We start from the raw sequence: 26104 nt of genomic DNA, 5'->3' as shown, positions 1-26104 counted from the left end.
CGTCCAGCGCCGCCTGCGCCTCCGGGACACGGGCGCCAAGCATGACCGCGGCCATGATCGGCAGCATGATCGCCGCCAGGATCAGCAGCCGCAGCAGTGACCCCGCGCCGCCGCCCTGCGCGGTCAGCGCGCCGAGCCCCGACAGCCGGTCGGCCACATGGGCCACCAAACCGGCCAGCATCGAGGCGGTGATCGTGACCAGGATGGTGCGCTGCTCGCCTTTGCCGATCAACTGGCCGCCCGCAGGCAGCAGGGTGTGCCGCAACAGCAGGTAGCCGATGATCGCGCCCGCCAGAAAGCCGATGCCGTTGGCCAGCCCCAGGTAACCGGCCACCAGCTTGGGGTCATCGGTCAGGCGCGGCGCCAGCACGGATCCGACGATCTTGACGGCCGTGATGACGAGGATGATGACGATCGGCGTCCAGGGTTGCTCGCGCGCGTAGAAGACCCGCAGCTGCAGCAGCACCAGACCGTAGGGGATCAGCGTGAATGCCGACAGCGCGATCGCGGCGCCGAGGTATCCGGCGTCGACCCCGCCGAAGTGACCGTAGGCGAACAGGGCGCTGCCGATCGCCGGGCCGCCGACGGTCATGACCGCGACGATCGGGATCAGCGTGATCAACGTCAGGCGGGTGGCCAGCGACAGGTCGGCCAGCACGGCCTTGGTGTCGTCGGCGGCGGCGTTGCGGCTCAGCCGCGGCATCACCACCGTCAGCACCGTGACGCCGATCATGCCGAACGGCAGCATCAGGACCAGCCAGGTGTAGTTGTAGATCGCGGGGCCCGACGCCGCCGCCGTGCTGGCGATCTGGTTACCGACCACCAGGCCGAGCTGGCTGATCAGCACGTAGAGCACCATCGCGGCGGCCATGGTGCCGAAGCGCTTGAGCCGCTCGTCGATTCCCCAGAGGGGACGCAGGTCCACGCGTTCGCGGCGCAACGCGACCAGCAGCACCGCGGTCTGCGCGAACACCCCCAGGGTGGTGCCGATGCCGAGGACCAGCAGCTTGGTGTTGCCCATCCGCACGGGGTCGACCGACAGCTCACCGGGGACGGCCGCATACCCCGCCAAGGTCGCGAGCGCGACGACGTTGTTGACGACCGGCGCCCACGCCGTTGGGCCGAACACGTTGCGGGTGTTCAGGATCGCCATGAACACCGACGTGAGGCCGTAGGCGAGCACCTGGGGGAGCAGCAGGTAGGCGAACGCGGTCGTCAGCGGCTCGTTGACCTGCGGAGCCCGGCCCAGCATCAACCGGACCAGCAGCGGCGCGGCGAGCACCGACAAGGCCGTCGCCAACACCAGCAGCGCAGTGGTCAGCGTGACCAGGCGGCGTACGAACGCCGCGCCCCCGTCGGGGTCGCTCTGCTCGGCGCGGGCCAGCACCGGCACGAAGATGGCGGTGAAGGTCGCCTCGAGGACGAGCGCGGCGACCAGGTTGGGCAGCTGGTTGGCCACCGAGAACGCACTGGACAGCGCGGCGCCCAGGATCGCCGCCAGAAGTACGACCCGGGCGAAACCCGTGAGCCGGCTGACCAGCGTGGCGAAGGCCATCGCCCACGACCGCGACACCAGGGCGGAATCGGAGAGTTCGGGCCGTCGGCGGTCAATCCCCGCGGGGACCGGCGGCAGGGGACCCGTGGGCGGCGAGCCCGGATTGTGCGGACGCCGCGGCGGCTCTGGCAGGCGGTGGGATTGCGGTGCTGCGGCCTGCCGGTGGGCGGGCTTCATACGCGGTGCTCTTGCTCGACCCGGTCATCGGCCTCGTCGTCGAACCCCGCGGATCGGGCACCGGGCGGGTCGGGCCGGTCCAGGTCGGCGGGGTCGGGTTGGCCGCGGAAGCGGTGCCACAGGCGGCGTCCCGCCAACAGCACCAGCACGGCCGCGGCCGTCAGGGTGATCGCGAACAGCACCTTGCCGTAGGCGTTGGAGTGCACCGACAGGCGCACCGGGTCGCCAAGCCGCAGGCCGTCCGGGGTCCGCAGCGACACGTCGATGGCGACCCGCTGGGTGAAGTTCACTTCGATCGGCACCCGCAGCGGCAGGTAACCGGGCGGCAGCTCGATCTGTCCGACGTCGGTGACCGTCATGCCTGGCGGGGCGTCGACCTGCAGCCGGACCCGGATCGGGACGGCCAGGCCGTTGTGCAGCGCCAGCGGCAGCGGGCTGTGCTCGGTGGCCAGGGTGTAGGAGCCGCCCGGGTTGACGATCGTGACCGCGCCGAACAGGTCATTGATGGTCTTGCCGACGACGGCCAGGCGCTGCTGGGCCATGCCGTTGCGGGTGTCGGGGGGCTGGGATTCGCTCAGCGCGCGCAGCATGTCTTCGCGCAACGGGGCGGTGTATTGGATGCCCGTCAGGCCGGTGCGTTCGTCGGTAGTCAGGGCGGACGTCAGGCCCCAGAGCCGGCCGACCTGCCCGGTGACCAGTGCGGTGACGTCGTCGCCGAAGCGGCCGCGCGCGGAGGTGTAGGCGCCCACCTGTTCGGACGGCTCGGTGCGTGCCGCGGCTTCGGCGATGACCGCAGGCAACGGCCGGGGGATCGCCAGGCCGGACCGGATGGTGGTGGTCAGCGCGGTCAGGATGACGTGCGCGTCGTCGGCCTGCAGGTTCCACGTCGCCGGCGGGACCAGGACCTGCGTACGGGGCGCGTCGTCCTGCCGCAAGGCGTGCCAGAACATGGAACCCAGGGCGTCCTGGCGGCGCGCGGTCACCGAGTCGTGCGCGAGCCGGACGGTCAGCGAGGAATCCAGATAGGTGGGCACCGAGGGCGAGCTGCCCGTCCCGGCCAGCGCCGCGCCCACCGCCGGGTCGAACGGGGCGAGCACGACTTGCGGGGACAGCCGCTGAGGCGCGGTGTCGACCGTGCTGCCCGAGGTCCCTTGTCCGTCCGGGGCGGACAGTTCGGCGGCGGCGATGGCGACGGTGCTTTCGTTGCCGCTGAGCAGGTTGACCGCGCGGTTGGTCAGCGGGCCGTCGGGCAGCAGCGTCGCCCCGCGGACGGAGGCCACGTCCAGGATGCGGTCGACAATGCTGTTGACGCCGGTGGTCGCGGTGGCGCTCAGCCCACGATCGTTGACGCGCTGCAGCGCGTCGAGGTCGGCTTGCGCATAGGGCAGCGGCGCCACGCAGGTGCGGTGCGCCAGGGCGCGGAGTCGGTTGAGCCACTCGGCGGCAGCCGCCTGTCCGGCGCCGGCGTGGGTCGGGGTGCCGGGGAGCTGCGCGGGCCCGTCGGGTGAATCGGACACCACGTAGCCGGCGGTCATCGCGTTGACGGTGACGAGCAGGTCGGGGTCGACGGCCAGACACAGGGCCCGCCCGACCGCGCCGTCGGGGTCGACATCGTGGCTGGTGGCCACCTCGGCCGCCGAAAGCAGAATGTCCAGCCGACCGCCGCTGGCCAACGAGGTAGCCAGGTCGTCGTCGACGAGGCGGACCGGGATGGTGCCGCCGGGCACGCCGGGGGCCAGCCGGGGCCGGTCGGCCAGCGGCCACAGCATGGTCAACCACACGGGTTTGGAGGTGTCGGGCGCTACGGCGGAGCCCAAATCGCCGCCCTGGTCGGGCGGCACCCCGACGACGGGCAGCAGGAACCGCGCGTTGTCCAGCCGTGCGGGGGCGCCGTAATCCGGCGTGCCGTTCACGTTGACCAGGACGGGATAGATCCCGGGCGTATCGATCCCCAGCGATTGCTTGGTCAGCGAGCGCAGCGGAGCCGACAGGGTGAAGCCGACTTGTTGTCCGCGCTGCAGTTCGGGAGCGACCGTGAGGAAGTCGGCGGCCGGTTGGTACTGGTCCGTGTCGCCGTCCAGGGTGGTCCGTAAGCCCGCGGACGCGGTGACGGCACCCGCGTGTTCGAGCCGGACCATCACATCCCGGACGGGGCGGTCGCCGATGTTCGTCACCATGCCGGTGACGGTGACGACGGGCTGACTCGACGTGGTGACCACGTCCGGCGTGACTTGGTCGATGCGGACCCGGACGAACGGCGTGACGCCGGGTTCTTTGGCGGCCGCGCGCGGCATTGCGGGCCAGGTGAGCACCGCGAAGCCGGCCACGATGCCGATCACTGCCGCGAGGCGCAACAAGCAGAGTCGGGATGTGGTCACGGCCCGGGCCCGTGGCCGTTCTTCCGGCCGGTGGCCGGTTTGTCGGCGTGCCGGGTGCGCGAGTGGGTTTGCGGGCGGCGCCGCGGAGAAGTGGGTGGCAGCGGCGGCAGGGCGGCGGGCCCGTCGGTCTGGAGCTTGTCGATCAGCTCGTCGGCCACCCGGGCCAGCCGCCGTTCGTCGGCGTAGGCCAGCTTCGACGGCAGCTCGTGCACCGGAACCCAGGCCACCTCGGCCACCTCGAGGTCCTCGTCGGAGAGCTCGCCGCCGGAGAAGCGCAGTAAATAGTGGTGCACCGTTTTGTGCACCCGGCGGCCGTCGGTGACGAACCAATAGTCGATCCGGCCCAGGGCGGCCAGCACGCTGCCCCGGATGCCGGTTTCCTCGGCCACCTCTCTTATCGCGGTCTGCTCGGCGGTCTCACCCATTTCGATGTGCCCCTTGGGCAGCGACCACAGCATCCGACCACGCCGATCGATGCGGCCGATCAGTGCCGCGACCAGTGAGTCGCGCGGCCCGTCGAGGCCGTCGACGACCAGTCCGCCAGCAGATGTTTCGTGCACGGTCCGCAGCCGATCCGGCCCGCGACGAGGCGAACGGGATCGGTGCGACTTCGTCGCCGTCGAGTCGGCGGGCGCTTGGCCGTTCGTCTGGTTCTCGGTCGAACTCGCAGCGCCACGGCCGCGCCGCCGCCCCCGGCGCCGACGTGGCTTGCCCTGTTCGCCGTCCGACACCCAAGCGATAGTAGCTGGCACGGCATAGTCTCCCTGGACATACTCGCCGCTAGCCGACCTGCGATGGCTCAGGACCGAATGCGTCCGGTCAGATCGGGCCGATCGCGTTGGCGATGGCGAAAGCGGGAATGAAGATCAGGAGTGAGAGCGGCCCGGAGAGGCTGCCGAGCATCATCCCGCGGCCGATCTGCCCGATTCTTCCCGGTCCCCGCGCGACGAGGGCGCCGACGCCGATGTAGAGCAGCGCTGCCGGCAGAACGACAAACACCAAGGGCCACATCGGCAGAACAAACAGCCAGGTGACGAAATCCACGACGAAGACGTGCAGGATGGCTACTGCGAATGTCAGTGGGCCGTACCGGTTGTCTGTCATCAGCGCAGGACCAGGTAAGCGAATATCGCGGCGCCCGCGAGCACGGCGACCGAACAGCTCATGGTGCTGACGCCAAGGCCGCGCTTCCGCTGCGATGACGACCTGAGGAGCGCGGCGCCGAAAAGCAGCGACACCAACGTCGTCAGGACAGCGGCGGTCAGCATCCATGCCCGCTCACCGGCGTACGCGCTGTGCGTGTCGAACGGCCACTTGCCCAGCAGCCACATGGCGACAAGCAACAGCGCCAGTATCAGTTGGACGACAAACGGCGCCGACCATGTCGCGGCGCGCCAGGCGTAGGCGTCCAAGAAGTCCACTCGCTGAGAACTCGACATATTGCTCATGAATCGCAGAACCGCATTGCCGCGCCGTTTTCACCCTTCCCCTTGCGCAACGGTACTGCGGCGCGCCGGCCGGTCAATTCGACGCCGATGCGCGCCGACGATGGCCACGACCCGTGCGCGGCTCCTCACACGGGCTTTTCGGCCCGGCCTACTAGGCTGATCGAACGTGTCCGACGCCGATATGCAGCTGCTTGCCGCCGCCCAGGTCGCCCTGAACCAACATGCGGGCATGCTGCGCGAGCTCGGCTCGGCGTTCGAAGGCTCGGGTCACGAGTTGTACCTCGTCGGCGGTTCGGTGCGAGATGCGCTGCTGGGCAGGCTGAGTCCCGACTTGGACTTCACTACCGACGCCCGCCCCGAGCAGGTTCAACAGATCCTGCGGCGATGGGCCGACAACGTGTGGGACACCGGCATCGAGTTCGGCACCGTCGGCGTCGGCAAGGGCGGCCATCGCCTGGAAATCACCACATTCCGCGCGGACGCCTATGACCGGGTCTCGCGCAAGCCCGAGGTGCAATTCGGCTCGAGGCTTGACGACGATTTGGTGCGCCGCGACTTCACGGTCAACGCGATGGCCGTGCGCATCACTCCCGAGGGGCCGGGTGAATTCCTCGATCCGCTGGGCGGTTTGGCCGCCCTGCGCGACCGGGTGCTCGACACCCCGGCCGCCCCGTCGGTGTCCTTCGGCGACGACCCGCTGCGGATGCTGCGCGCGGCGCGGTTCGTCTCGCAGCTCGGCTTTGCCGTCGCCCCGCGGGTGCGCGAGGCGATCGAGGAGATGGCGCCCGAGCTGGGCCGGATCAGCGCCGAGCGGGTTGCCGCCGAGCTGGACAAGCTGTTGCTCGGCGACGACCCGGTGTCCGGCATCGACCTGTTGGTGCAGACCGGCATGGGGGAGGTGGTGCTGCCCGAGGTCGGCGGCATGCAGATGGCGATCGACGAACACCATCAGCACAAGGACGTCTACCAGCATTCGTTGACGGTGCTGCGTCAGGCGATCGCGCTGGAGGACGACGGACCAGATCTGGTGCTGCGCTGGGCCGCGCTGCTGCACGACATCGGCAAGCCCGCCACCCGGCGGCACGAGGCCAACGGCGGCGTCAGTTTCCATCACCACGAGGTAGTCGGGGCCAAGATGGCCCGAAAACGGTTGCGCGCGTTGAAGTATTCCAAGCAGATGGTCGACGACGTCTCGCAGCTGGTGTATCTGCATCTGCGGTTTCACGGCTACGGCGAGGGCAAGTGGACCGATTCCGCGGTGCGCCGCTATGTCACCGACGCCGGGCCGTTATTGCCACGGCTGCACAAGCTGGTGCGCGCCGACTGCACGACGCGCAACAAGCGCCGGGCCGCGCGGCTGCAAGCCAGCTATGACCGGCTGGAGGCGCGGATCGTCGAGCTGGCCGCGCAGGAGGATTTGGCGCGCGTGCGGCCCGACCTCGACGGCAACCAGATCATGGAGTTGCTCGGCATTCCCGCGGGCCCGCAAGTCGGTGAGGCGTGGCGCTTCTTGAAAGAGCTGCGGTTGGAGCGCGGTCCGTTGACGGTCGAGGAGGCGACCGCGGAACTGCTGAGCTGGTGGCGCTCGCAGGGGAACCCGTAGCGGTGATCGCGCGTCGGATCGTGCATGGATTACTGCATGGCAGGCGACGACGGCACCGCTTCTATTTGGCAGCACGACCTCGACCTCGACCTTGATGGCGACGGCCGGTTCGACGCTTTCGGGCTGGACTTCGACGGCGATGGGCTGCGCGACGACGCCTTCGCGGACCTCGATGGTGACGGCATCGCCGATCACGCGGTGCTCGACCTCGACAACGACGGCTCTCCCGAGGCGTACTTCACCGACGACGGATCGGGGACGTGGGGTGTCGCCACCGAACAGGGCCGGCAACTGCGCTGGTTCGGCCTCGACGGTGTCGAGCACACCGGCGGCCCGCTGGTCGACTTCGACGGCCACGGCGGCGCGGATGACCGGCTGTTCGATAGCGACGGCGATGGGCTGGCGGACCGGGTGCTGTGCGCCGGCGAGGGCGGCGCGACCGAATACGTCGACACCGACGGCGACGGCAAGTGGAACGTGCGGCTGACCGACGGCGATGGGGACGGCTTGGCTGACGGCGCGACCGCGTTGTAGCGGCTCGGGGACCCAACGTGAATTGACCGCCGCGCGCGGCATATTTACCCTGGTCAATAGTGGCGCGGGGAGCGCTGCGATGGATCGGAAGGGGTGGCAGTGTTCGTCGACACCGATCTTTTGCACTCCGGGGGCAACGAATCGCACCGCGCCGGCGGGCATGCGCAAGAGGGAGCCGACCAGCTCGCGCGAGGGCCGCTGGCGTCGGGGATGTTCGGCGACTTCGCCGCCGCCGATGCATTCCACGAGGCGGTCACGGCTGCGCATGGACAGCACGTGCAGATCCTCCAGGGTCACAAGCAGACGCTGACTGATGTCGGTTCGAAGGCGCACCATGCGGCCAAGGGGTTCACCAGCATGGACCAGCAGAATGCCGGTGATATGGAGGCTGTGCGGCCGAGCGCCAACGGGTCAGCGCCGCGAGTTTGATCGTGCCGACGGGGGAGACTACGCCTTGGTGATGAGAGTCGCGATTCGACAAGATGCATCCGCTGCACCCTTTGCGTTGCGGTTTGCCCTCGAAGAGAGGTCAAATACCGTGTTGAGCGCCACCGTGCCTGGACTCTCTCGGAGCACCATCGTCGCGATCGGAACTATCGCGCTCGATTGGTGCGGCACGGATAGTGGTTGGTGCTAAGCAAGCCCTCACTTCCAGGAGCTGCTCAGGTCCCCAGCTACCCCCGCTTGCACAACCGCGGGATGAGTTCGGCTAATCGCAACCAAGTCTTTGCGCCGCGTGGTGATTTGCTGCCTCAAGAGTGGCTGTCCACTATTGGTGGTGAACTGAACCGCATGCGCGGGTTTGTCTTTATCTTGCGAGTGAGGAACATATATGGGGGATCAACCTTCGGCCTATGGCGAGTGGCCACCAGTTCGGTCGTCCAGCGCAGGACCGTCGCCGGCAACCTATCCGCCTCCGGTCGTGCGACGTTCACGTTCATGGCCTGCGATCGTGATGGCTGCGGTTGCGACGTTGTTGAGCATCGCGGCACTGATAGTTGTGCTGTTGCGAACGTCGACAACGAATGCATCTCCGGTGACGACGCCGCCAACTTTCACGGCCGGAGAAACCTCCGCCGCGCACCAGAAGTTATGCGATTCATACCGGCTCGTAGCTCGCGCCGTCCAAATTGAGACGAACGGCACCAGCCCCGAGCGTGCTGGGATTGCGGAGGTCAACGGAGCGATGACTTTGAAGGATGCAGTGGATGCATATCCGGCGATAACGTCCGGCGATCGGGCCGCCGCGGTTGCGTTGGCTCGCGCATATAACAACCTTGCCGCGGTGGCGAGCTTAAACGACAGCTCGCTCTGGCAGTCGGCGCTCGACGACACAAATGCCAAAGACGCAGCAATGAAAAAGGTATGCGGTGGGTCTTGACCTTCCGTCCGGCAGGTGGACTCTGCCGCTGATCGGACCGTGGTGGCCGGGCCCCCCAACGGCTCTGCGGGACGCTGCTCAATATTGGAACCAAGCACGTGGACAGCAGGAGCAATACGCACAGGATTTACGCAATCAGCGGACTACGCTCGGGGCGCACAATCGCGGCCGCACGGCTGATGATCTTAGTGCTCGCTACTACCAGGGTGAACAGTTTCATCTAGACCTGGCCGAAAAATACCGGGACAAGGCTTCGGCTTTGAATACATGCGCGGATCAGATTGATGCTCTGCGCTCCAAGCTGGCACAAATAGCAGCGGAGGGAAATCAGGAAATTGATCGGATACTCGCATCGAAGGAACCCGAGCCTGCGAAATTAGCCGAAGTTCAGGCTGCCCAAGCGACATACAACGGAAGGGCCGAAGTCGCTTCCGACACCGCAGTAAGCAACATGTTGGCGGCTACGCAGCCGATGCTTCTCAACGAAGGCGTTCACGGTGACGCCCGCACGTGGGCAAACGAGAAGGGCTTCGACGTCGGTCACGTTCCACGACCTCAGTCAATAAGCGAACAGAACCTCAAGTCGACTGCTTCGACTCCCCCAGCCCCGGGGGTTGGTGGTGCGCAGGCGCCGAGCGGTCTACCGCCGCAGGGGGGCGGGCCACAGGCAATGCCAGGCGGTCCGGCTGCCGGTGGCGTACAGGGGCCACGCGGCCTGCCGCCGGGAGGCGGGGGGGCGTCGGGACCATCAGGAGGGACGGGGATCGGGAACATTCAACGGCCCGGAGGCCAGCTGCCGGGCGGTCATTTGCCGCCGACGCCGGCCGGCCCTTCCGCGGTTGGCGTCGGAGGACCCGCCGCCCCGTCCGTGAATGCGCCAGTGCCGACGACTAATGCTGGCCAGGGCATGTCGCCCGGGATAGCCCAATCATTTGCGGGTGGAATGGCATCAGGCCAGCCGGCAGGTGCGGGCCCACAATCGCTGTCGACCAATGCGATGAACGCTCTTGAGGCCGGGGCCGCTCCACCCACACAAGCCGAGGCGCCGCCGCCAGCTCCGGTGACGCCAAACGTTCCCGCAGGTGGGGCGTTCATCCCTACCCACGCTCCGGTTGACGCAGCGCCGCCTGCCGCCGATGCGCCGGCGCCCGTAAGTGGTGGAACCGCCTCGGTCACGCCAGCTGTAATGACGGGCGGCTCATGGTCGGCCCCAGCGACTCCCGTCGGCGGAGCGCCTGCCGGCCCATTGCCCGCGTACGGCTCGGACCTGCGCCCGCCGCCGGTAGCCGCCCCTCCCAGCATGCCCGCGGCGCCGACCGGGCCCATCTCAGGTGCGCCAGTCGCTCCGTCGCCGGCGTCATCGCCGTCGGGGGGAGGCCCACTGGTATCGCCGGTCGAGCGCGCGGCGCAGGGAGCCGCGGCTGGGCAGGCGGGAACCGGTTCGCCGACAATGGTTGGCGCCTCGGCAGTCTCTGCGGCAGCCGGCGGGGCAGCCGGTGCCGCGTCAAACAAAGCGGTGGAACAGCAACGGCTGCAACGGATTGTCGATTCGGTGGCACGTCAAGAGCCGCGGCTGTCCTGGGCGGCCGGTCTGCGGGACGACGGCACCACGACCCTGCTGGTCACCGACCTAGCGGGTGGCTGGATTCCTCCACACGTCCGGCTGCCCGCCCACGTCACTTTGCTTGAGCCATCGGCACGACGCCGCGATGCCAACGTCCTTGACCTGCTCGGCAGCGTTGTTGTCGCCGCCGCCCACCATGCCAACACTTATGTTGGCGAGCCCACCAACGACGAGCCGCTCTTAACGGGCGATCGGCTCGCGCGGTCCGCCACCCCTCACGTGGATGAGCTCGGGCCAACCCTCGTAGAGGCTGTGCGTCGGCGCGATGGTCTACCACGGATCGCCCAGGCCGTTGCGGCGCCGGCGGCACGGAAGACAGGTGTCCTTGAAAATGAGGACCAGCTGCTGCGCGAATGCACTGCAGATATTCAACATTCCGTGCTGACCACCTACCCGCATCACGACCTAGCGGTGGTAGGGGATTGGATGCTTCTGGCGGCGATCGAAGCGTTGATCGACGAGCATCAGTACTTGGCTAATTATCACCTAGCCTGGTTTGCAGTCATTAACGAGCACAGCAATTCATGAAGCATGCATTTGTACTGCTCATTGGCAACCTCGGCGGCCGCCAAGCGTCGAGTGACTACCGCACACAAAGAATTGTGAGAAAATTGGGGTTCCCGCCGCCACCGCGCGGCGTGGTCAGCATCGGAATCGGGGTGGAGTTGTGACTGTTCAAGCGGATTCACCCTGGTATCAGTGGGCGGCCAATGGTCCTTCCTTCCCGCCACCGCTCGCGCCGTTCCCGCCTCCTCCGCCGGATTCGTCGCCGGCGGGTGGCCCCGCCACCCAAGCAGCAATAGCCGCCGCCAACGGCGGGGTTGCGAAAGACGCCGCCGACGCCGCCGCGGCCGACGCCGACCGCCGCGCCCACGCCGCCGACGCCGCCGCGAAATTCCCTGCGAATGAGGCTGATTCGGCACAGCAGATGCAAAACGTGGGCCAGCAAGCGCCGCAGATGATGCAACAGATGCTGCAAAGCATCACGGGAGCACTCGGTGGCGCGCTCGGCGGCATCATGGGCCCGTTGACGCAGCTGCCGCAACAAGCGATGCAGGCCGGCCAAAGTGCGATCCAGCCGCTGATGAGCGCGGTTCAGGGCGGCGCTCACGGCGCCGGCCTCGCCGACGAGTCGCATCTGGTCGACAGTGTCGGCCCAGGCTCCGGAGCCGGCGGCGGCGCGGGGTTGGGTGGCGGCGGCGCGGGTCTCGGTGGCGGTGGGGGCACAACCCCGGCCAGCTCGCTGGGTCCGCCTCCCGTGCCGAGTTCCTCCCCGCCGACGACTCCGGCCGGGGCCGCGAAGGCCGTCCCCCCACCACCGATCAGCGGTGCGCCGACGATGTCCGGGCAGACCGGCATGGGTGGCATGGGGATGATGCCCCCCGGCGCGATGGGCGGGCACGGCGAAGGCGGCAACAAAGACAAGCCGCCCGAGAAGCGCATCTCGGCCCCGGGCGTCCCTAACGGCCAGCCGGTCAAGGGTCGCCTGACGATGCCACCCAGCGCTCCCGGTCCCAAGCCGGGCGAGGAAAAACCCACCGTCGTCACCAACCGGCCCAATCGGCGAATCGTGATCATGCCCGCCGAGGACGAGCCGAAGGAATAGCCCGCGGCTGCAGCGCCATTCCCACTCCGCCCGGAGGTGAGTGGTTGGGGCATGCGTCCGCCAGTAGTGTCGCTACGTAATCAAGCGAGTTCGGGTCACTCGTTATTGACAGCGGAACCGCGGATTCGTGCATGCTATTGACACGGGTTTTCCGCGGCCAGAGGGTGTGGGAGTAGCTCGGGTGTCCAGGACGGATGGACGCAAAGGGGACCAGGGTGGGGCAGTCGTTGACTGATCCGCTGACGATGCAGGCGGTGACGGCGTTGGCTCGTGGCCACGGCTTGTTCGCGCGCGAACTCGTCGCCGCTCCGGTCGCCGGCGCACACGAACAAGTCGAATTCAGGACCGACGGTCTTCCCACCGCCGCGGCGAAACGGTCGGCAAGCGCAATGGATGAATTGCGCCGATCCGCCGGCACCGACCGCATGCTCGCGCGAATCCTCGCGACGGCGCGTGCCGGCCACGGTGACGCACGAACGGCGACGCGGCGAGTCCTGGACGACGCGATGGCCGACACGACGTCACCCGCAGATACCCCGCTGGCCCGCCGCGAGGCGATGGCCCGCATGGCGGCCAGGCTGCGCACCCAGCACCGGCACATCCTGAACACCCGCCGACGGGCTCGGCTGCTGGCCCTTCGAATAAGGCGGCTGCGCTACCGACAAAGGCGGACAACAATGCGAGGCGAGCAGGGCGGCGGACGACCGGCGGTGGTCGCGGCGATCCGCAAAGCCTTGGATATCAAGGGCATCCACGACCCTGCGGCGCGCGCCCGCTGGGAGCGCGGCATGGATCTGGTGGCACGCCGCGAGTCCAACTACAACGCCGGCGCGGTCAACGACTGGGACTCCAACGCCGCGCGGGGCACGCCGAGCAAGGGCGCCTGGCAGTTCATCGGGCCAACCTTCGCGGCCTATCACGAGCCGGGAACGTCCCGCGACATCCACAATCTCGTGGCGCAGGCGTGCGCGTTCATCAACTATGCGATGGGCCGCTACGGCGTCTCCGCCGACGCGTCGAACCTGGCCGATCGGATTCAGCAGGCCGATCCTCGCCGAGCACCCAAGGGGTACTGAGCATGCCGCTGAGCTTGTCGAACCGCGACCAGAATTCCGGTCATCTGTTCTACAACCGACGATTGCGGGCGGCGACCACCCGGTTCTCGGTGCGCATGAAGCACGACGACCGGAAGCAGACCGCCGCGTTGATGTTGTCGATCCTGTTGGTGGCCATCGCCTCCGGGTGGATGCTCCTCCTGAACGTCCTGAAACCTACTGGCGCCGTGGGTCAATCGGCGATCATCGGCGACCGCGACTCCGGCGCCGTCTACGCCCGCATCGACGGCCGGCTCTACCCGGCCCTGAACCTGACATCCGCACGGCTGGCCACCGGCACGGCGAACCCACCGACGTGGGTCAAGCGCAGCGAGATCGCGAAGTATCCGACGGGCCCGCTGATCGGTATCCCCGGCGCCCCGGCGGCAATGCCGGTGAACCGCGGGGCGATTTCGGCGTGGGCCGTGTGCGACACGGCCGGCCGCCCGCGCAGCGGGGAGAAGCCGGTCGTCACGTCCATCGCGGGCCCGCTCAACGGGGGCGACCGCGCGGCGCCGATGGCCGAGGATGCCGGTGTGCTCGCGACGTTCGAGGGCAATACGTACGTGATCTGGGGCGGAAAACGCTCACAGGTCGATCCGGCCAGCAGGGCGATCACCCTAAGCCTGGGGCTGGACCCCGGAGTGACGTCACCGGTGGAGATTTCGCGCGCCCTGTACGACGGGCTGCCCGCGACCGAGCCACTGCGGGTCCCCGACGTCCCCCAGGGGGGCACGCCGTCGACCTGGGTTTCGGGATCACAGGTGGGCGCGGTGTTGCAGGCCCAAACCGCCGGCGGCGGCAAGCAGTTCTATGTGCTGTTGCCCGACGGGGTGCAGAAGATCACGAGCTTCGTCGCCGATCTGCTCCGCAGCGCCAACTCCTACGGGGCCACGGCACCCCGGGTGGTGACCCCCGACGTGCTGGTCAACATCCCGCAGGTGAATTCCCTGCCCGTCGACTACTACCCGACCAAGCGCCTGAATTTCGTTGACACTGAGGCTAATCCGACCACGTGCGTCGGTTGGGAGAAGGGCTCGACGGATCCGCAGGCCCGCGTCGTGATCTACAACGGGCGGGGGCTTCCGGTGTACTCCTACCTGGACGACCGGATCGTGCACCTGGTGCGCGACGACCGCGACCCGGCATCCGTGGTCGCCAACCAGGTCCTGGTGCTGCCGGGAGCGGCGAACTTCGTCACCTCGACGAGCGGGGTGATCACGTCGGATTCCCGGGAATCGATGTTCTGGGTGTCCGACAACGGCGTGCGGTTCGGCATCGCCGCCAACGACGACACGATGCGTGCGCTCGGGCTCGATCCGGCCTCGGCGGTGCAGGCGCCGTGGCCGTTGCTGCGCACTTTTGCTGCGGGCCCGGAATTGTCGCGGGAGGCCGCGCTCGTGGCGCGCGACACCGTGCCGGCGCTCGGCAAGGCCGCTGTCGTGACGACGTCGGCGAAGGTGGGAGGTTAGGGGATGTCCAAGAAAGCGTTTCCCATCAACCGGGTCAAGATCGAACCGCCCAAACCCGTTCGGGTAGCACCGAATGCGCCGATCGCCCTGCCGGAGCGCGAGCCGCGCAACATCTGGGTGATGATCGGGGTGCCGGCCCTGATCGTCGCGCTCATCGGCACCATCGTCATGCTCTACGTCTCCGGGGTGCGAAGCCTGTCCACCGGGTTCTTCCCGTTGATGGGCATCGGCGCGTTCAGCATGCTGGCGTTCTCCGGGCGGTTCGGGCGCGCGCGCAAGATCACTTGGGGCGAAATGGAAAAGGGCCGCCGCCGCTACCTGCGCGACCTCGACAGCAACCGCGACGAGATCCAAAGCGCGGTCTGCGCGCAGCGCGAATGGCAAAACGCGGTGCACTCGGATCCTCGCGGGCTCGGAGCGATCATTGGCGGCCCGCGGATGTGGGAACGCGGTCGTGGTGACACGGACTTCCTGGAGGTGCGGCTCGGCACCGGTGTGCAGCACGCACCCGACTCGGTGCTGTCGGTCACCTGGCCCGACATCGCCTCCGATGAGGAACTCGAACCCGTCACCGGACAGGCGCTGCGCGATTTCATCCTGGAACAGCGCAAGATTCGCGACATCGCCAAGGTGGTCAACCTGCGGTCGGCGCCGGGCTTCAGCTTCGTCGGCGAAGACCTCGACCGAATGCGCTCGCTGCTGCGGTCCGTGCTGTGCTCGCTGGCCGTGTTCCACAACCCGCGCGACCTGAAATTGATGGTCGTCACCCGTAATCCGGAAGTGTGGTCGTGGATGGTGTGGCTGCCGCATAACCTGCACGACGAGCTGTTCGACGCATGCGGCTTTCGGCGGCTGGTATTCGCCACCCCTGAAGAGCTGGAGGAAACCCTCGGCGCAGAGCTGCACATGAAAGGTAAGCGCGGCGCGTGGACGCCGATGGCGGCGGCCAGTCCGACCGCGATGGGATCGGCCCTCGAAACCGGCTCCACCACAGTTGATCTGGGTCCGCACCTGGTGATCGTCGACGACAACACCGGCAGCCCCGACGCGTGGGAGAGCGTGGTCGGTCAGGTCGGCAAGGCGGGCATCACCCTGCTGCGCATCGCATCACGGGTGGGCACCGGGGTGGGGTTCGCCCAGGACCAGGTCTTCGAGATGACCGAGCGGCACGGCCCAACCGCCAACGGCGAAGTCAGATTCGGCTTCGGCCGCAACGGATTCGACGCCGACGGCGAAGACGGACGCCCGGCGCCCCTGCTGCGGGTGCGCGACAAATTCTTCGCCCACGCCGACCAGCTGTCGATTCACCGCGCCTACCGGTATGCGCGGGCGATGGCGCGGTGGTCACCGACGAGCCGTAGCGAGATCGCCGATTCGGCCGGCGGCGCCGCGGAGTTGCTGCGCGGGCTGGGCATCATCGACCCCCGCGAGCTGGACGTCGACCGGCTGTGGGCCGAGCGGCGCGGCCGCGGCGACGAGCGGTGGTGCGAAATCCCGGTCGGCGCCAAGCCCACCGGCGAGCTGCAGAACATCATCATTCGCGCGAAGGACTTCGGCGGCTTCGGTTTTCACTCCGTGGTCATCGGCACCAGTGGCTCGGGCAAGTCGGAGTTCTTCCTCTCGCTGGTGTACGGCATTGCGCTGACGCACTCCCCGGAGACGTTCAACGTCATCTTCGTCGACATGAAGTTCGAATCGGCGGCCCAGGACATCCTGGGCATCCCGCATGTGGTCGCCGCCCTGTCGAATCTCGGCAAGGACGAGCGGCATCTGGCCGAGCGGATGCGCCGCGTCATCGACGGCGAGATCAAGCAGCGCTATGAGTTGTTCACCTCGGTGGGTGCCCGCGACGCCAACGACTACGAGGAGATCCGGCTCGCCGGTCGCGATCTCCCCCCGGTGCCCGTCCTGCTCGTCATCGTCGACGAATACCTGGAACTCTTCGCCAACCATGAGAAGTGGATCAACCTGATCATTCACATCGGGCAGGAGGGCCGCGGCGCCAACGTGTTCTTCATGTTGGGCGGGCAGCGCCTGGACCTGTCGTCGCTGCAGAAAGTCAAGTCCAATATCGCGTTCCGTATCGCGCTGCGCGCGGAGTCCGGCGACGACAGCCGCGAGGTGATCGGGTCGGACGCCGCCTACCACCTGCCGTCGAAGGAAAACGGCTTCGCGCTGCTGAAGGTGGGGCCGCGCGACCTGGAACCGTTCCGGTGCTTCTACCTCTCGGCGCCCTTCGTGGTGCCGAAGGCCAAGGAGGTGTCGACCACGGTCGACATGACGTTGACCAAGCCCCGGCTCTACAACTGGCTGTATCAGCCGCTCGAGGAATCGGACGCAGCGGCGCTCCAAGCGGCCGCCGCCGTCGACGCCGAACCCGACGAATTCCTCTACCACGACGACGGTTTCAAGAGAAAGAAGATCGTCGACGTGCTGCGGGAGTCGCTGCATCAGGTCCCACACCGGTCACCGCGGCGGCCGTGGCTGGAGCCGCTGGAGGACCCCGAGCCCATCGATACCCTGGTGGCCGCCTACCGGGGCAAGCCGTGGCATGTCGACTACGGCGAGAACCCGGGGCTGATGTTCCCGGTGGGCGTGATGGACATCCCGGAAGAGTCCAAGCAGGTGGTCCACGCCGTCGATGCGCTGCGCAGCAACGTCATCGTGGTGGGGGCCAAGCAGCGCGGTAAGACGACCACCCTGATGACGCTGATGTCCTCGGCGGCAACGATGTACACCCCGGCGCGCGTCACGTTCTTCTGCATCGGCGGTGCGACCCTGGCGCAGGTGGCCTCGCTCCCGCACGTCACCGACATCGTGTCACCGAAGGACGCCGAGGGCATCGAGCGGATCTTGAGCAGCATGGACGCCCTGATCGACGCGCGCGAGGACTCGTTCCGGCGGCTGAGGATCGACCTCGACGGCTTCAGGGAGCGCCGGTTCGGGCCGGGGAGCGACGGCCTGGGCGGCACCGACCCCAACGACCCGTTCGGCGACGTCTTCGTGGTGGTCGATGACTATGACGACGTCTACTCGAAAGACACCATCCTGGGCGATCGGATCATCTCGCTGAGCAGCCGCGGTCCCGAGTACGGCGTGCACGTGATGTGCAGCGCCGGCGGCTGGATCCACGGCCAGCGGCAGAGCCTGTTGCAAAACGCCACGGCGCGAATCCAATTGCGGCTGGCCGACCCGAGCGAGAGCCAGATGGGGCATTCGTCCCTCGAGTCGCGGGACGCCGCGCGGCGGACGCTGAATCGTCCGGGCTTCGGACTGACCGACAGCCTGCACGAGTTGCGCGTCGGGGTACCGGCGCTCTCCGACCCCGCGACCGGCGCGCTGGTGAGCATCGTCGACGTCGGCGCGCGGATCGCCGATGTGGCGGGCGTGACGAAACACGCGACGCTGCAGCGGCTTCCGCAGCGGGTGGAGTTGCGGGCGATTCTCGAGTACGCCGCCGCGCATCCGAGCGGTGACGACCTGTCCATCGCTTTCGCGATCGGCGAGCGCCATGAACTGGGCCCAGTTCCGCTCAAGCTGCGGGAGAGCCCAGGGCTGATGATCCTGGGCCGGCAGGGCTGCGGGAAGACGCTGTCGCTGGTTTCCATCGGCGAGGCGGTCATGAGCCGGTTCAGCCCGGAGGAGGCGCAGCTGACGCTGATCGATCCGAAGACGGCACCGCACGGTCTGCGGGATTTGAGCGGACCGGGGTATGTGCGGGCGTATGCCTATGACCAAGACGAGATCGATGAGGTGATCACGGCGCTCGCACAACAGGTCCTGCTGCCCCGGCTGCCCCCCAAGGGACTGAGCCAGGAAGAGCTGCGTGCGCTCAAGCCCTGGGAGGGGCCACGGCATTTCGTGCTGATCGACGATGTCCAAGACCTGCGTCCCGATCAGAGTTACCCGCCCAAACCGCCGGTGGGGGCGGCGCTGTGGAAGCTGATGGAACGTGCCCGGCAGATCGGGCTGCACGTGTTCACCACCCGCAACAGCGCGAACTGGGCGACGCTGCAGATGGATCCGTGGATGAGGTTCCAGAACTCGGCAAAGGTCGCGCAGCTCTACATGGACAACGACCCGCAGAACCGGATCAACCGGATGGTCCGGGCCCAAGCGCTGCCGCCGGGGCGCGGTCTGATGGTGGGCGCCGACGGCGACGTCGAAGGTGTGCTGGTCGGGATGCCGGCTACGGCGCTGCAGCAGTAGCGGCCGTAACCGGCCGCCGCAACGGCGTTTTCACCCCAACGCCGACCCGGCGAGGTAGCCCGCGCGGCCACCAGAACCAACGGCCCAGCAGCGCAACGATGGCCGGCACGACGAACGCGCGCACGACCAGGGTGTCCAGCAACAGCCCGACCGCGATGGTGCTGCCGATTTGAGCGATGCTGAGCACGCTGCTGCTGAGCAATGCCAGCATCGTCAGCCCGAAGACGATGCCGGCCACGGTGACCACCCCGCCCGTGCCACCGAATGCGCGGATGATGCCGGTCTTGAGGCCCGCAGACGCTTCGTGTTTGATGCGCAGCGCCAGGAGGAGGTTGTAGTCCGCGCCGACGGCGATCAGCGCGATGAACGCGATCGGGGCGACGGCCCAGTGCAGATCGTGGTGGAGCAGGTGTTGCCAGATCAGCACGCTGGCCCCGACCGCCGACGCGTACGAGGTGACGACCGTCCCGACGACGACCAATCCCGCGACTGGGCTGCGCAGCATCGCCGTGACGATCAAGAAGATGAAGACCAGCGCGGCGCCGACGAGCAGCTTGGTGTCGGCTGCGACGAAGCGCTGCAGGTCGGCAGTCACCGGGCCGACGCCGGCAAGGTCGACCTCCACCGGCGTCAGGGTGCCTTCCTTGGTGGCCTCTTTGATGGCGGCGCGGACCAGGTCCGCCCGCTTGGCGCCGTCACCGCCCCACTCCGAGCCTTCGCCATAGACGAGTAGGTAAGCCGCGCGGCCGTTTTCGGAGAGCAGGTGGCCCAACGCGGCGGTGTAGCGCGGATCCGTCAACGCCCGTTGCGGCAGGTAGAAGTCCGCCGCCGCACTGCCCTGAAACTGCGTCGCGATCTCGTCCAGGTAGTCGGTCAACTGTCGCATTTGCGGTCCGAGGGTGTCCGACAGGCTCAGCAGGTCATGGGTAGCCGAACGTGCCTGCGCCAAAGCGGCTTTCATCGACGCGACGCTCTGGGGCAGGCTGGCCATCGCAGCGGCGGCCGTGTTGGAGCCGCTGGTCAACTTCGCGGTGCCCGCGTCCAGGCGTGCCGAGGTCCGCACCAGGCTGTCGACCGGCTGAAGCACTCGATCGACCGTCGAGCAGATGGGATTGCCCGCACAGTCTGGGGTCCGCCCGACGAAGTCCCGCAACGGGTCGAGATAGCCGGACACGGTCGTGACGTTGCGCTGCAGCCCGTCCATACCGGCGCGCATGTCTTCGGCGGCACCGGACATGTCGGCCAATCCCGCACTGCCACCGCGTAGTCCATTTCCGAGGCCGTCGATGGCAAGCTCCGTCCGCGCCAGCGCGCCGTCCAGTTCGGAGACCCGCTTCAGGCGTTGGGCCAGCGAGTCGACGGTGTCCCCGAACTGACGCCCGAGCACGCCCGCCTGATAGGTCAACGTTGCCTGTTCGGGAACCTTGCCGTCGGGCCGGCTGGCGGATTGCACCGCGCGCACGCCCGGTACGGCCATGATGTGGCGCGTGATTCGCTCGATGGCTATCAGGCCGGCCGGGTTGCGCAGGTCATGGTCGGCCTGGATCGCGATGACATCGGGCAACAGCGCATTGGCGGCGAAATGCCGGTCGGCACTGACGTAGCCGCGGTTGGAGTCGGTCGACGACGGCGTGGCGGCGGGTTCGTTGAAGCCGACCCGGAATCCGCCCAGCGGTAGGGCAATCAAGAGGCTTAACCCGCCCGCGGTGGCCAGGATCGGCCCCGGCCAGCGCGCGACCGCCGTGCCGACGCGCCGCCAGCGTCGCGCCGTCCTTGACGGGCGTGGTTCGAGGTAGCCCCGCCGGATGGCGAGGCTCATGAGTGCGGGCGTCAGCGTCAGCGCCGCGACCATAGTCACCACAATGCCGATGGCGCAGGGCAATCCGGCGCTCCGGAACGACCCGACATTGGCGAACACCAGGCACGCCAGCGCCACCGACACGGTCAGCGCCGACCCGATCACGACGGGGGCGATGGAACGGTAGGCCTGCGTCAACGCCTCGGTCGGTGCGACGCCGCCGCGGCGCGCCTCGTGGTAGCGGCCAACCAGAAAGATGGCGTAGTCGGTGCCCGCACCCAGCGTCATGGCCGCCATGAGCGCAACCGAAAACAACGATACTTCAACCACATTGGACTGGCCCAGGGCGGCGACGACGGCGCGGGCCAAGGCCAGGGCGAGCCCGACGGAGATCAGCGGAATTTCGGCCGCGATCGGGGATCGATACACCATCAACAGCAAGAGCAGGATGAGACCGATGGTGGCGGCGGTGATTCCGAGCATCTGTCGATCGATCGCGGAGAATTCGTCGACGATGGTGGCGCCTGGTCCGGTGACATGGGCTTCGAGGCCGGCCGGCGGCGCGAGCTTCTGGATGGTGGCGCGGACAGCGTTCACCGAATCGCGCGCCTGCGCCGTGCCCAGCATTCCGGCCAGCCGGACCATGACGCTGACCGCTCGCCCGTCGGAGCTCTGCGCACCGGCGGCCGTCGCGGGCTGTGACCACAGGTCCGTCACCGCATAGACGTGCCGCCGGTCGGAGCCCAGCGCCGCGGCCAGCGCCTCATAGAACTGCCGGTCGCGTGGGGTCAGCCGTTGATTGCGTTCCAGCACAACATAAACGAAGTTGTTGCTCGGCGTCTGGTCGAACAGCTGAGCGGCACGCGAGGCCGCGACGGCACTCGGCGCGTTGGTGGGCATGAAGGATCGGGCATGTGAGTCGACCACCCGCTCGAGTTGGGGAACGGCCAGGTTGGCGGCACCGGCCGCCAGGACCCACAGCCCGACGATCAGGACCGCGTACCGAGCGGTGAATCGCGAGATCAGTCCCGGAATGTCATGCAACGGTCTGCCGATCGCCGCTCGGTCCGCCGAAGAGACCCACCGCCACATGCTCGCCGCGCGTCAGCGAGCGCACTCGCAGCGACCGCCGGGAGCCGATCCGCACCAGTGCGTGCAGCCCGGGTTCGGCGGTTTCGAGATCGGCCCGCACCTGTTCGGCAGCCACGCCCTCGTGCGCGGCCTGGTCCAGCTTGGCCACCAGCATGGTCATCCAGCGCTGTCCCAGCGAAAGCAGCAGGCCCTCCTCGTCACCGAACAACCGGGATATCTCGGGTGAGTCGGCGACCACCGCGAGCGCCCGCTCGGCGTCTGCCTCGGCGGCTTTGATCACTTCGGCCATGAAGGCCATTCGGTCGTGCAGCAGTGTCCATGTCATGACTGAAACGCTAGGAAAACGGTGACCCCTTGCGCGTCGTGCCGAAGTGCAGTCTTTGCCTCCTACCACGGGCGGAGGCGATTGCCGACCACGGCATGATGTCCGCAGGTGGCGCACTCTTTTACGATTGGACGATGTTGCGTGCTGCAACGGGATACCTGCGCGAACAGTTTCGCCGACGCAGTGAGCTGATTCCGGTCGGCATCACCTGGGCGTCGTTCGTAGCCGTCGACGCCACCGAGGTGGCGGGCGGGGTGATCGCGATTCTGCAGCGGCCCAACGCTGACCTCCCCGTCGCGGTGGCCGCGTTCGCGTTGTCGATCTCACCCACGTTGTTGTTCTTCTTCCGCAACATGAAGCTGAGTCCGCTGCTGATGTGGGCGACCTGGTCGACGGCCACGGCCATGCTTCTGTTCGGAACCTCGACGCCCATCCACGCCGATTTCGCTCCGGCGCTGCTGGTGATGATGGTGCTGTCGGTGACGACGCTGACCTCCGTCATGGGTGGCCTGTTGGCCGCCGCCTCGGCGGCGGCCACGCTGCTCGCCGCGTCCGCGCTGCACCGCTTGGACGCGGTGGTGCTGTACCTGGGTTTCGTCGGTGCGGGCTGGCTGCTCGGCTACATCATGCGGACTCAACGGCTGCTGCTGGCCGAACAGATCGAGGCGCAGAAGCTGTTGGCCGAGCACGCCGCCGCCGATGAGCGGCGTCGCATCGCCCGCGAGGTGCACGACGTGATCGCCCACTCGCTGAGCATCACCCTGCTGCACGTGACCGGTGCGCGCCGAGGACTGCAGCAAGACCGCGACGTCGACGACGCGGTCGAGGCGCTCGAACAGGCCGAGCGCCTGGGCCGGCAGGCGATGGCCGACATCCGCCGCACCGTCGGACTGCTGGACAACTCGCCGACCAAGGCGGCCCAAACGACGCCCGAACCCGGGATGGACGATGTGGGGGTCCTGGTCGCGGACTTCCAGCGGGCCGGCCTAAACGTGACGCTGAGCATCGACGGAGCCACCGAACGCGTCTCGGCGGCGGTCGGTCTGGCGCTGTACCGCATCGCGCAGGAATCGCTGGCGAACATCGCCAAACACGCGCCCGACTCGAAATCGGCGGTGACGCTGGCGGTCTCGTCCGCGTCGGCGAGGATCACAGTCGACAACCGGTTACCGGTGGCGATCGCGGCCCCGCAATCCGCCGAGGGCCGCGGCCTGCGTGGCATGCGCCAGCGCGTCGAGCTGCTGGGCGGGGCGATCGACGCCGGGCCGACCGAGGATGGATGGTCGGTGCGCGCCGACATCCCGCTGCACGAGGGTGACACCGGATGGCGCCCGTGGTGGTGCAAGGCGTGATCCCGAACATCGCGGAAATCCCCGAAATCAGCGTCCTTCTCGTCGACGACCAGGACCTGGTGCGGTCGGGGTTGCGCCGGATCTTGCGCCGCAAGGACGGCTTCGTCATCGTCGCGGAATGCGCCGACGGTGACGAGGTGCCGGCCGCGGTTGAAGCACATCGACCCGATGTGATCGTGATGGATCTGCGCATGCGCCGGGTCGACGGCATCGAGGCGACGCGCCGGCTCGGGGGGACGCCGCCGGTCCTGGCCCTGACCACGTTCAACGAGGACGAGTTGCTGTCCGAGGCGTTGCGCGCCGGGGCGGCCGGGTTCGTGCTCAAGGACTCGTCCGCCGAGGAACTGATTCGCGCCGTGCGCGCGGTTGCCAGAGGCGACAGCTACCTGGATCCCGCGGTCACCGCGCGCGTGCTCACCACGTACCGCAAAGCCGCTCCCGGTCCGCGCGGCACGGCGATCGGCGGATTGACGACTCGCGAGCTCGACGTGCTCACGTTGATGGGCAAAGGTCTGTCCAACGGCGAGATCGCCGACGAGCTCTGCATTTCCGGCGTCACGGTCAAGAGCCATATCGGCCGAATTTTCGGAAAACTCGATCTGCGGGATCGGGCGGCGGCGATCGTGTACGCCTACGACAACGGCATCGTCGTTCCGCGCTGAGCGCTACAGAGGCGCGCCCTGCTCCGCCAGGTTCAGCATGGCGTACGCCATGCACATGAGAAGGTTCAGCACCACCAGGACCAGCCCGGCGAAAATCAGTGAGCGGGCACCTTGGCGCTTCAGCCGCTTGTACCGCGCGGCCCGTGTTTCACGGTCGAGCTGCAGAGCGATGAGCGCGAAATTGACGTCCATCACTTCATGGGCCGCCAGGGGCGCCCCCGCCAGCATTTCCCGGACACGGTCGGGTGCCGTTCGGACACCGACGCGTTCGAAGTTCTGACACATTCGGCGCGCGCGTCTTCGCGCGAGTGGTTCATATCGCATCTGCAGCTGATGCGCGAGTTGCCCTCTGTCGTCCCCCCACGGGTTTGACGGGGTCATCACGAGATGGATTCTAAATCGCATCGGACCGATTACGGCGTGTCTACACGGATTATGTTGTGGGCGATTGATTCGCCGTGCCGCCACTCATCCGCTCGGATTGGGATAGGTCCAGATAGCGCTCCAGGTTGCGATGCATATTGATGACCCGCCGCTCCTCGCTGGACAGCACCAAGTGAGTGAAGCCCGGTTGGTGCAGGCCGCGGTGGAGGCCCGCGAGCACCTGGATGTCCTGCGTGAGCACCACGCCGGGCTCGGCCTCGCCGGCGGTCACCCGGACGTCGGTCGGCTTGGCGCGCGGTGAGCCGGGCGGCATTCGGGTCATCAAGAACATCACCAGCTCACCATGATCCGGATCGGGGCCGGGTCGCGAGCACATTACGGTGAGGTGGTCTGCGTTGGTCAGCAGCGTCATGTTGGGGAAGACGTTGTACTGGTGCAGCCGGGTGATCCGGTCCGTGTCGGCCCAATCGAGGTCTACCCCGCGGCTGGCGGCAAACGCCCGGGTGTGCTCGGCGATCAGGTCCTGGACCGTCTGCCCGGGCCGGCGTTCGCCGGCGGGAAAGGGCGTGAGCTCGGCGGCGCCCATCAGCGCGCCCTGCGTGTACACATAAGCGTCCCAGACCTCTTCGTCGCTGAGCCGGCCCTCGAAGCGGGGGCTCTGCACGCCGTAGGGTTGGTCGGATTTGCCGGTGTGGCCCCAGATCTGTTGGGGCGCATGAATGTCGTCGACGCAGCGCAGCAACTCGGGGTGCAGCGTCTGAATGTGGTAGGTCTCGCTGTAGCCGTCGGCGATCGTCTTCCAGTTGGCGTCGACCTCGACGGTCAGGGTCGCGTAGCAACGGAAGTCGCTGAGCCGGCACCAGGCGATGTCGTCGGGCACCGCCTCCAGATACTCGAGGAGCGGCATCGCACCGAGGTCGAGGTTGACGAAGACCAGTCCGGCCCAGCTGTCCACCCGGACCGGCACCAGCGGGAAGTCCGACATCTTGAGTGACCCGAAGCCCTTGCGGTTGGGCACCCGCTTGAGCGTGCCGGCCAGGTCCCAGGTCCACCCGTGATAGCCGCACTTGAGCTCCCGCAGCCCGGAGCCCGAGCCCACACACACCGAGTTGCCGCGGTGGCGGCACGCGTTCTGAAAGGCGCGCAGCACGCCGTCGCCGTCGCGAATGATCAGCACCCCGTACGGTCCGCACCGGTACTCGAAGTAGTCGCCGGGCTCGGCGACGTGGTCCACCATGCACGCGAGCTGCCAGACCTTCGGCCACATTCGCGCGACCTCGAGCGCGGCGAACTCCGGCGAGTAGTACCGCTGCGCCGGCACCAGGGTGGGGCTCTCCGGCGGGGTGCCGATCGCGTCCTCTCCAGAAGGGGGGCAGGTGCGGGTCTGGTTGCCGGCGGGCGCGTTCATGC

At 67.9% G+C, this 26104-nt stretch carries 20 protein-coding genes and 1 pseudogene; 12 read left to right on the top strand and 9 right to left on the bottom strand.

Features of this window, described 5'->3' with window-relative positions; genetic code table 11:
• The 5 genes from A5701_RS12160 to A5701_RS12140 all read right to left on the bottom strand — a co-directional run.
• Positions 1–1732: lipid II flippase MurJ (locus A5701_RS12160; protein WP_231968847.1), on the bottom strand; the 1732-nt coding region annotated here is incomplete at its 3' end.
• A complete protein-coding gene (locus A5701_RS12155) occupies positions 1729–4110 on the bottom strand; it encodes a hypothetical protein (protein WP_067753218.1) in 2382 nt (793 codons plus the stop codon). The genes A5701_RS12160 and A5701_RS12155, both read right to left, overlap by 4 nt.
• Complete coding sequence (locus A5701_RS12150; RefSeq protein ID WP_067753215.1) at positions 4107–4841, bottom strand: NUDIX hydrolase; 735 nt, start codon at positions 4839–4841, stop codon at positions 4107–4109. Before A5701_RS12150 ends, A5701_RS12155 begins: the two co-directional genes overlap by 4 nt.
• A gap of 88 nt (positions 4842–4929) precedes the next feature.
• Positions 4930–5214, bottom strand: coding sequence for a hypothetical protein (locus A5701_RS12145; RefSeq protein ID WP_067753205.1), 285 nt, complete (start codon positions 5212–5214; stop codon positions 4930–4932).
• Entirely contained in the window at positions 5214–5456 is a 243-nt protein-coding gene (locus A5701_RS12140; RefSeq protein WP_067753230.1) for a hypothetical protein, read from the bottom strand. Before A5701_RS12140 ends, A5701_RS12145 begins: the two co-directional genes overlap by 1 nt.
• A gap of 283 nt (positions 5457–5739) precedes the next feature.
• Between A5701_RS12140 and A5701_RS12135 the strand changes: the two genes are divergently transcribed.
• The 10 genes and pseudogenes from A5701_RS12135 (at position 5740) to eccCa (ending at position 19081) form a co-directional block, all read left to right on the top strand.
• Positions 5740–7161, top strand: a complete 1422-nt coding sequence (locus tag A5701_RS12135; protein WP_156670063.1) for a CCA tRNA nucleotidyltransferase — start codon at positions 5740–5742, stop codon at positions 7159–7161.
• A 24-nt stretch (positions 7162–7185) separates the two neighbouring features.
• Positions 7186–7695, top strand: coding sequence for a pullulanase (locus A5701_RS12130; protein ID WP_067753199.1), 510 nt, complete (start codon positions 7186–7188; stop codon positions 7693–7695).
• Between the two features lie 99 nt (positions 7696–7794).
• Entirely contained in the window at positions 7795–8124 is a 330-nt protein-coding gene (locus A5701_RS12125) for a DUF2563 family protein (RefSeq protein WP_067753189.1), read from the top strand.
• Between the two features lie 42 nt (positions 8125–8166).
• Positions 8167–8319 (top strand): annotated as a pseudogene (locus tag A5701_RS29325) (4Fe-4S binding protein); the annotation flags it as partial.
• A gap of 331 nt (positions 8320–8650) precedes the next feature.
• Positions 8651–9076 (top strand): hypothetical protein, encoded by a 426-nt coding sequence (locus tag A5701_RS29320; protein ID WP_369807413.1) that lies wholly within the window; start codon positions 8651–8653, stop codon positions 9074–9076.
• A gap of 1516 nt (positions 9077–10592) precedes the next feature.
• Positions 10593–11228: a DUF5631 domain-containing protein gene (locus tag A5701_RS29315; protein ID WP_369807412.1), complete on the top strand. Its 636-nt coding sequence runs from the start codon at positions 10593–10595 to the stop codon at positions 11226–11228.
• A gap of 139 nt (positions 11229–11367) precedes the next feature.
• Positions 11368–12306, top strand: coding sequence for a hypothetical protein (locus tag A5701_RS12115; protein WP_369807411.1), 939 nt, complete (start codon positions 11368–11370; stop codon positions 12304–12306).
• A 245-nt stretch (positions 12307–12551) separates the two neighbouring features.
• Positions 12552–13382 (top strand): transglycosylase, encoded by an 831-nt coding sequence (locus A5701_RS12110; protein ID WP_067753181.1) that lies wholly within the window; start codon positions 12552–12554, stop codon positions 13380–13382.
• A 2-nt stretch (positions 13383–13384) separates the two neighbouring features.
• Positions 13385–14872, top strand: a complete 1488-nt coding sequence (gene eccB, locus A5701_RS12105; RefSeq protein WP_067753178.1) for a type VII secretion protein EccB — start codon at positions 13385–13387, stop codon at positions 14870–14872.
• Positions 14873–14875: 3 nt separating this feature from the next.
• A complete protein-coding gene (gene eccCa, locus A5701_RS12100) occupies positions 14876–19081 on the top strand; it encodes a type VII secretion protein EccCa (RefSeq protein WP_067753174.1) in 4206 nt (1401 codons plus the stop codon).
• Here eccCa and A5701_RS12095 read toward each other — a convergent pair.
• On the bottom strand, positions 19062–21923 hold the full coding sequence (locus A5701_RS12095; protein WP_067753171.1) for an RND family transporter: 2862 nt from the start codon (positions 21921–21923) through the stop codon (positions 19062–19064). The genes eccCa and A5701_RS12095 overlap by 20 nt on opposite strands.
• A complete protein-coding gene (locus A5701_RS12090; RefSeq protein WP_067753167.1) occupies positions 21916–22296 on the bottom strand; it encodes a hypothetical protein in 381 nt (126 codons plus the stop codon). The genes A5701_RS12095 and A5701_RS12090 overlap by 8 nt, the downstream gene beginning before the upstream one ends.
• Before the next feature lie 134 nt (positions 22297–22430).
• Here A5701_RS12090 and A5701_RS12085 point away from each other — a divergent pair, with 134 nt between their 5' ends.
• On the top strand, positions 22431–23648 hold the full coding sequence (locus A5701_RS12085; RefSeq protein WP_067753164.1) for a sensor histidine kinase: 1218 nt from the start codon (positions 22431–22433) through the stop codon (positions 23646–23648).
• Positions 23621–24310, top strand: a complete 690-nt coding sequence (locus A5701_RS12080) for a response regulator transcription factor (RefSeq protein WP_067753161.1) — start codon at positions 23621–23623, stop codon at positions 24308–24310. Before A5701_RS12085 ends, A5701_RS12080 begins: the two co-directional genes overlap by 28 nt.
• 3 nt (positions 24311–24313) lie before the next feature.
• On the opposite strand, the gene A5701_RS12075 is transcribed toward A5701_RS12080, so the two are convergent.
• Both A5701_RS12075 and A5701_RS12070 read right to left on the bottom strand, forming a co-directional pair.
• Complete coding sequence (locus A5701_RS12075) at positions 24314–24691, bottom strand: hypothetical protein (RefSeq protein WP_231972813.1); 378 nt, start codon at positions 24689–24691, stop codon at positions 24314–24316.
• A 52-nt stretch (positions 24692–24743) separates the two neighbouring features.
• A complete protein-coding gene (locus tag A5701_RS12070; RefSeq protein ID WP_067753155.1) occupies positions 24744–26102 on the bottom strand; it encodes an SRPBCC family protein in 1359 nt (452 codons plus the stop codon).
• Between the last annotated feature and the right edge of the window lie 2 nt (positions 26103–26104).

It is taken from the genome of Mycobacterium sp. E3305, assembly GCF_001666785.1.
Classification (GTDB): Bacteria; Actinomycetota; Actinomycetes; order Mycobacteriales; family Mycobacteriaceae; genus Mycobacterium.
Note: the sequence above shows the minus strand (reverse complement) of the source record. Positions and strands in the feature narration are given on the sequence as shown.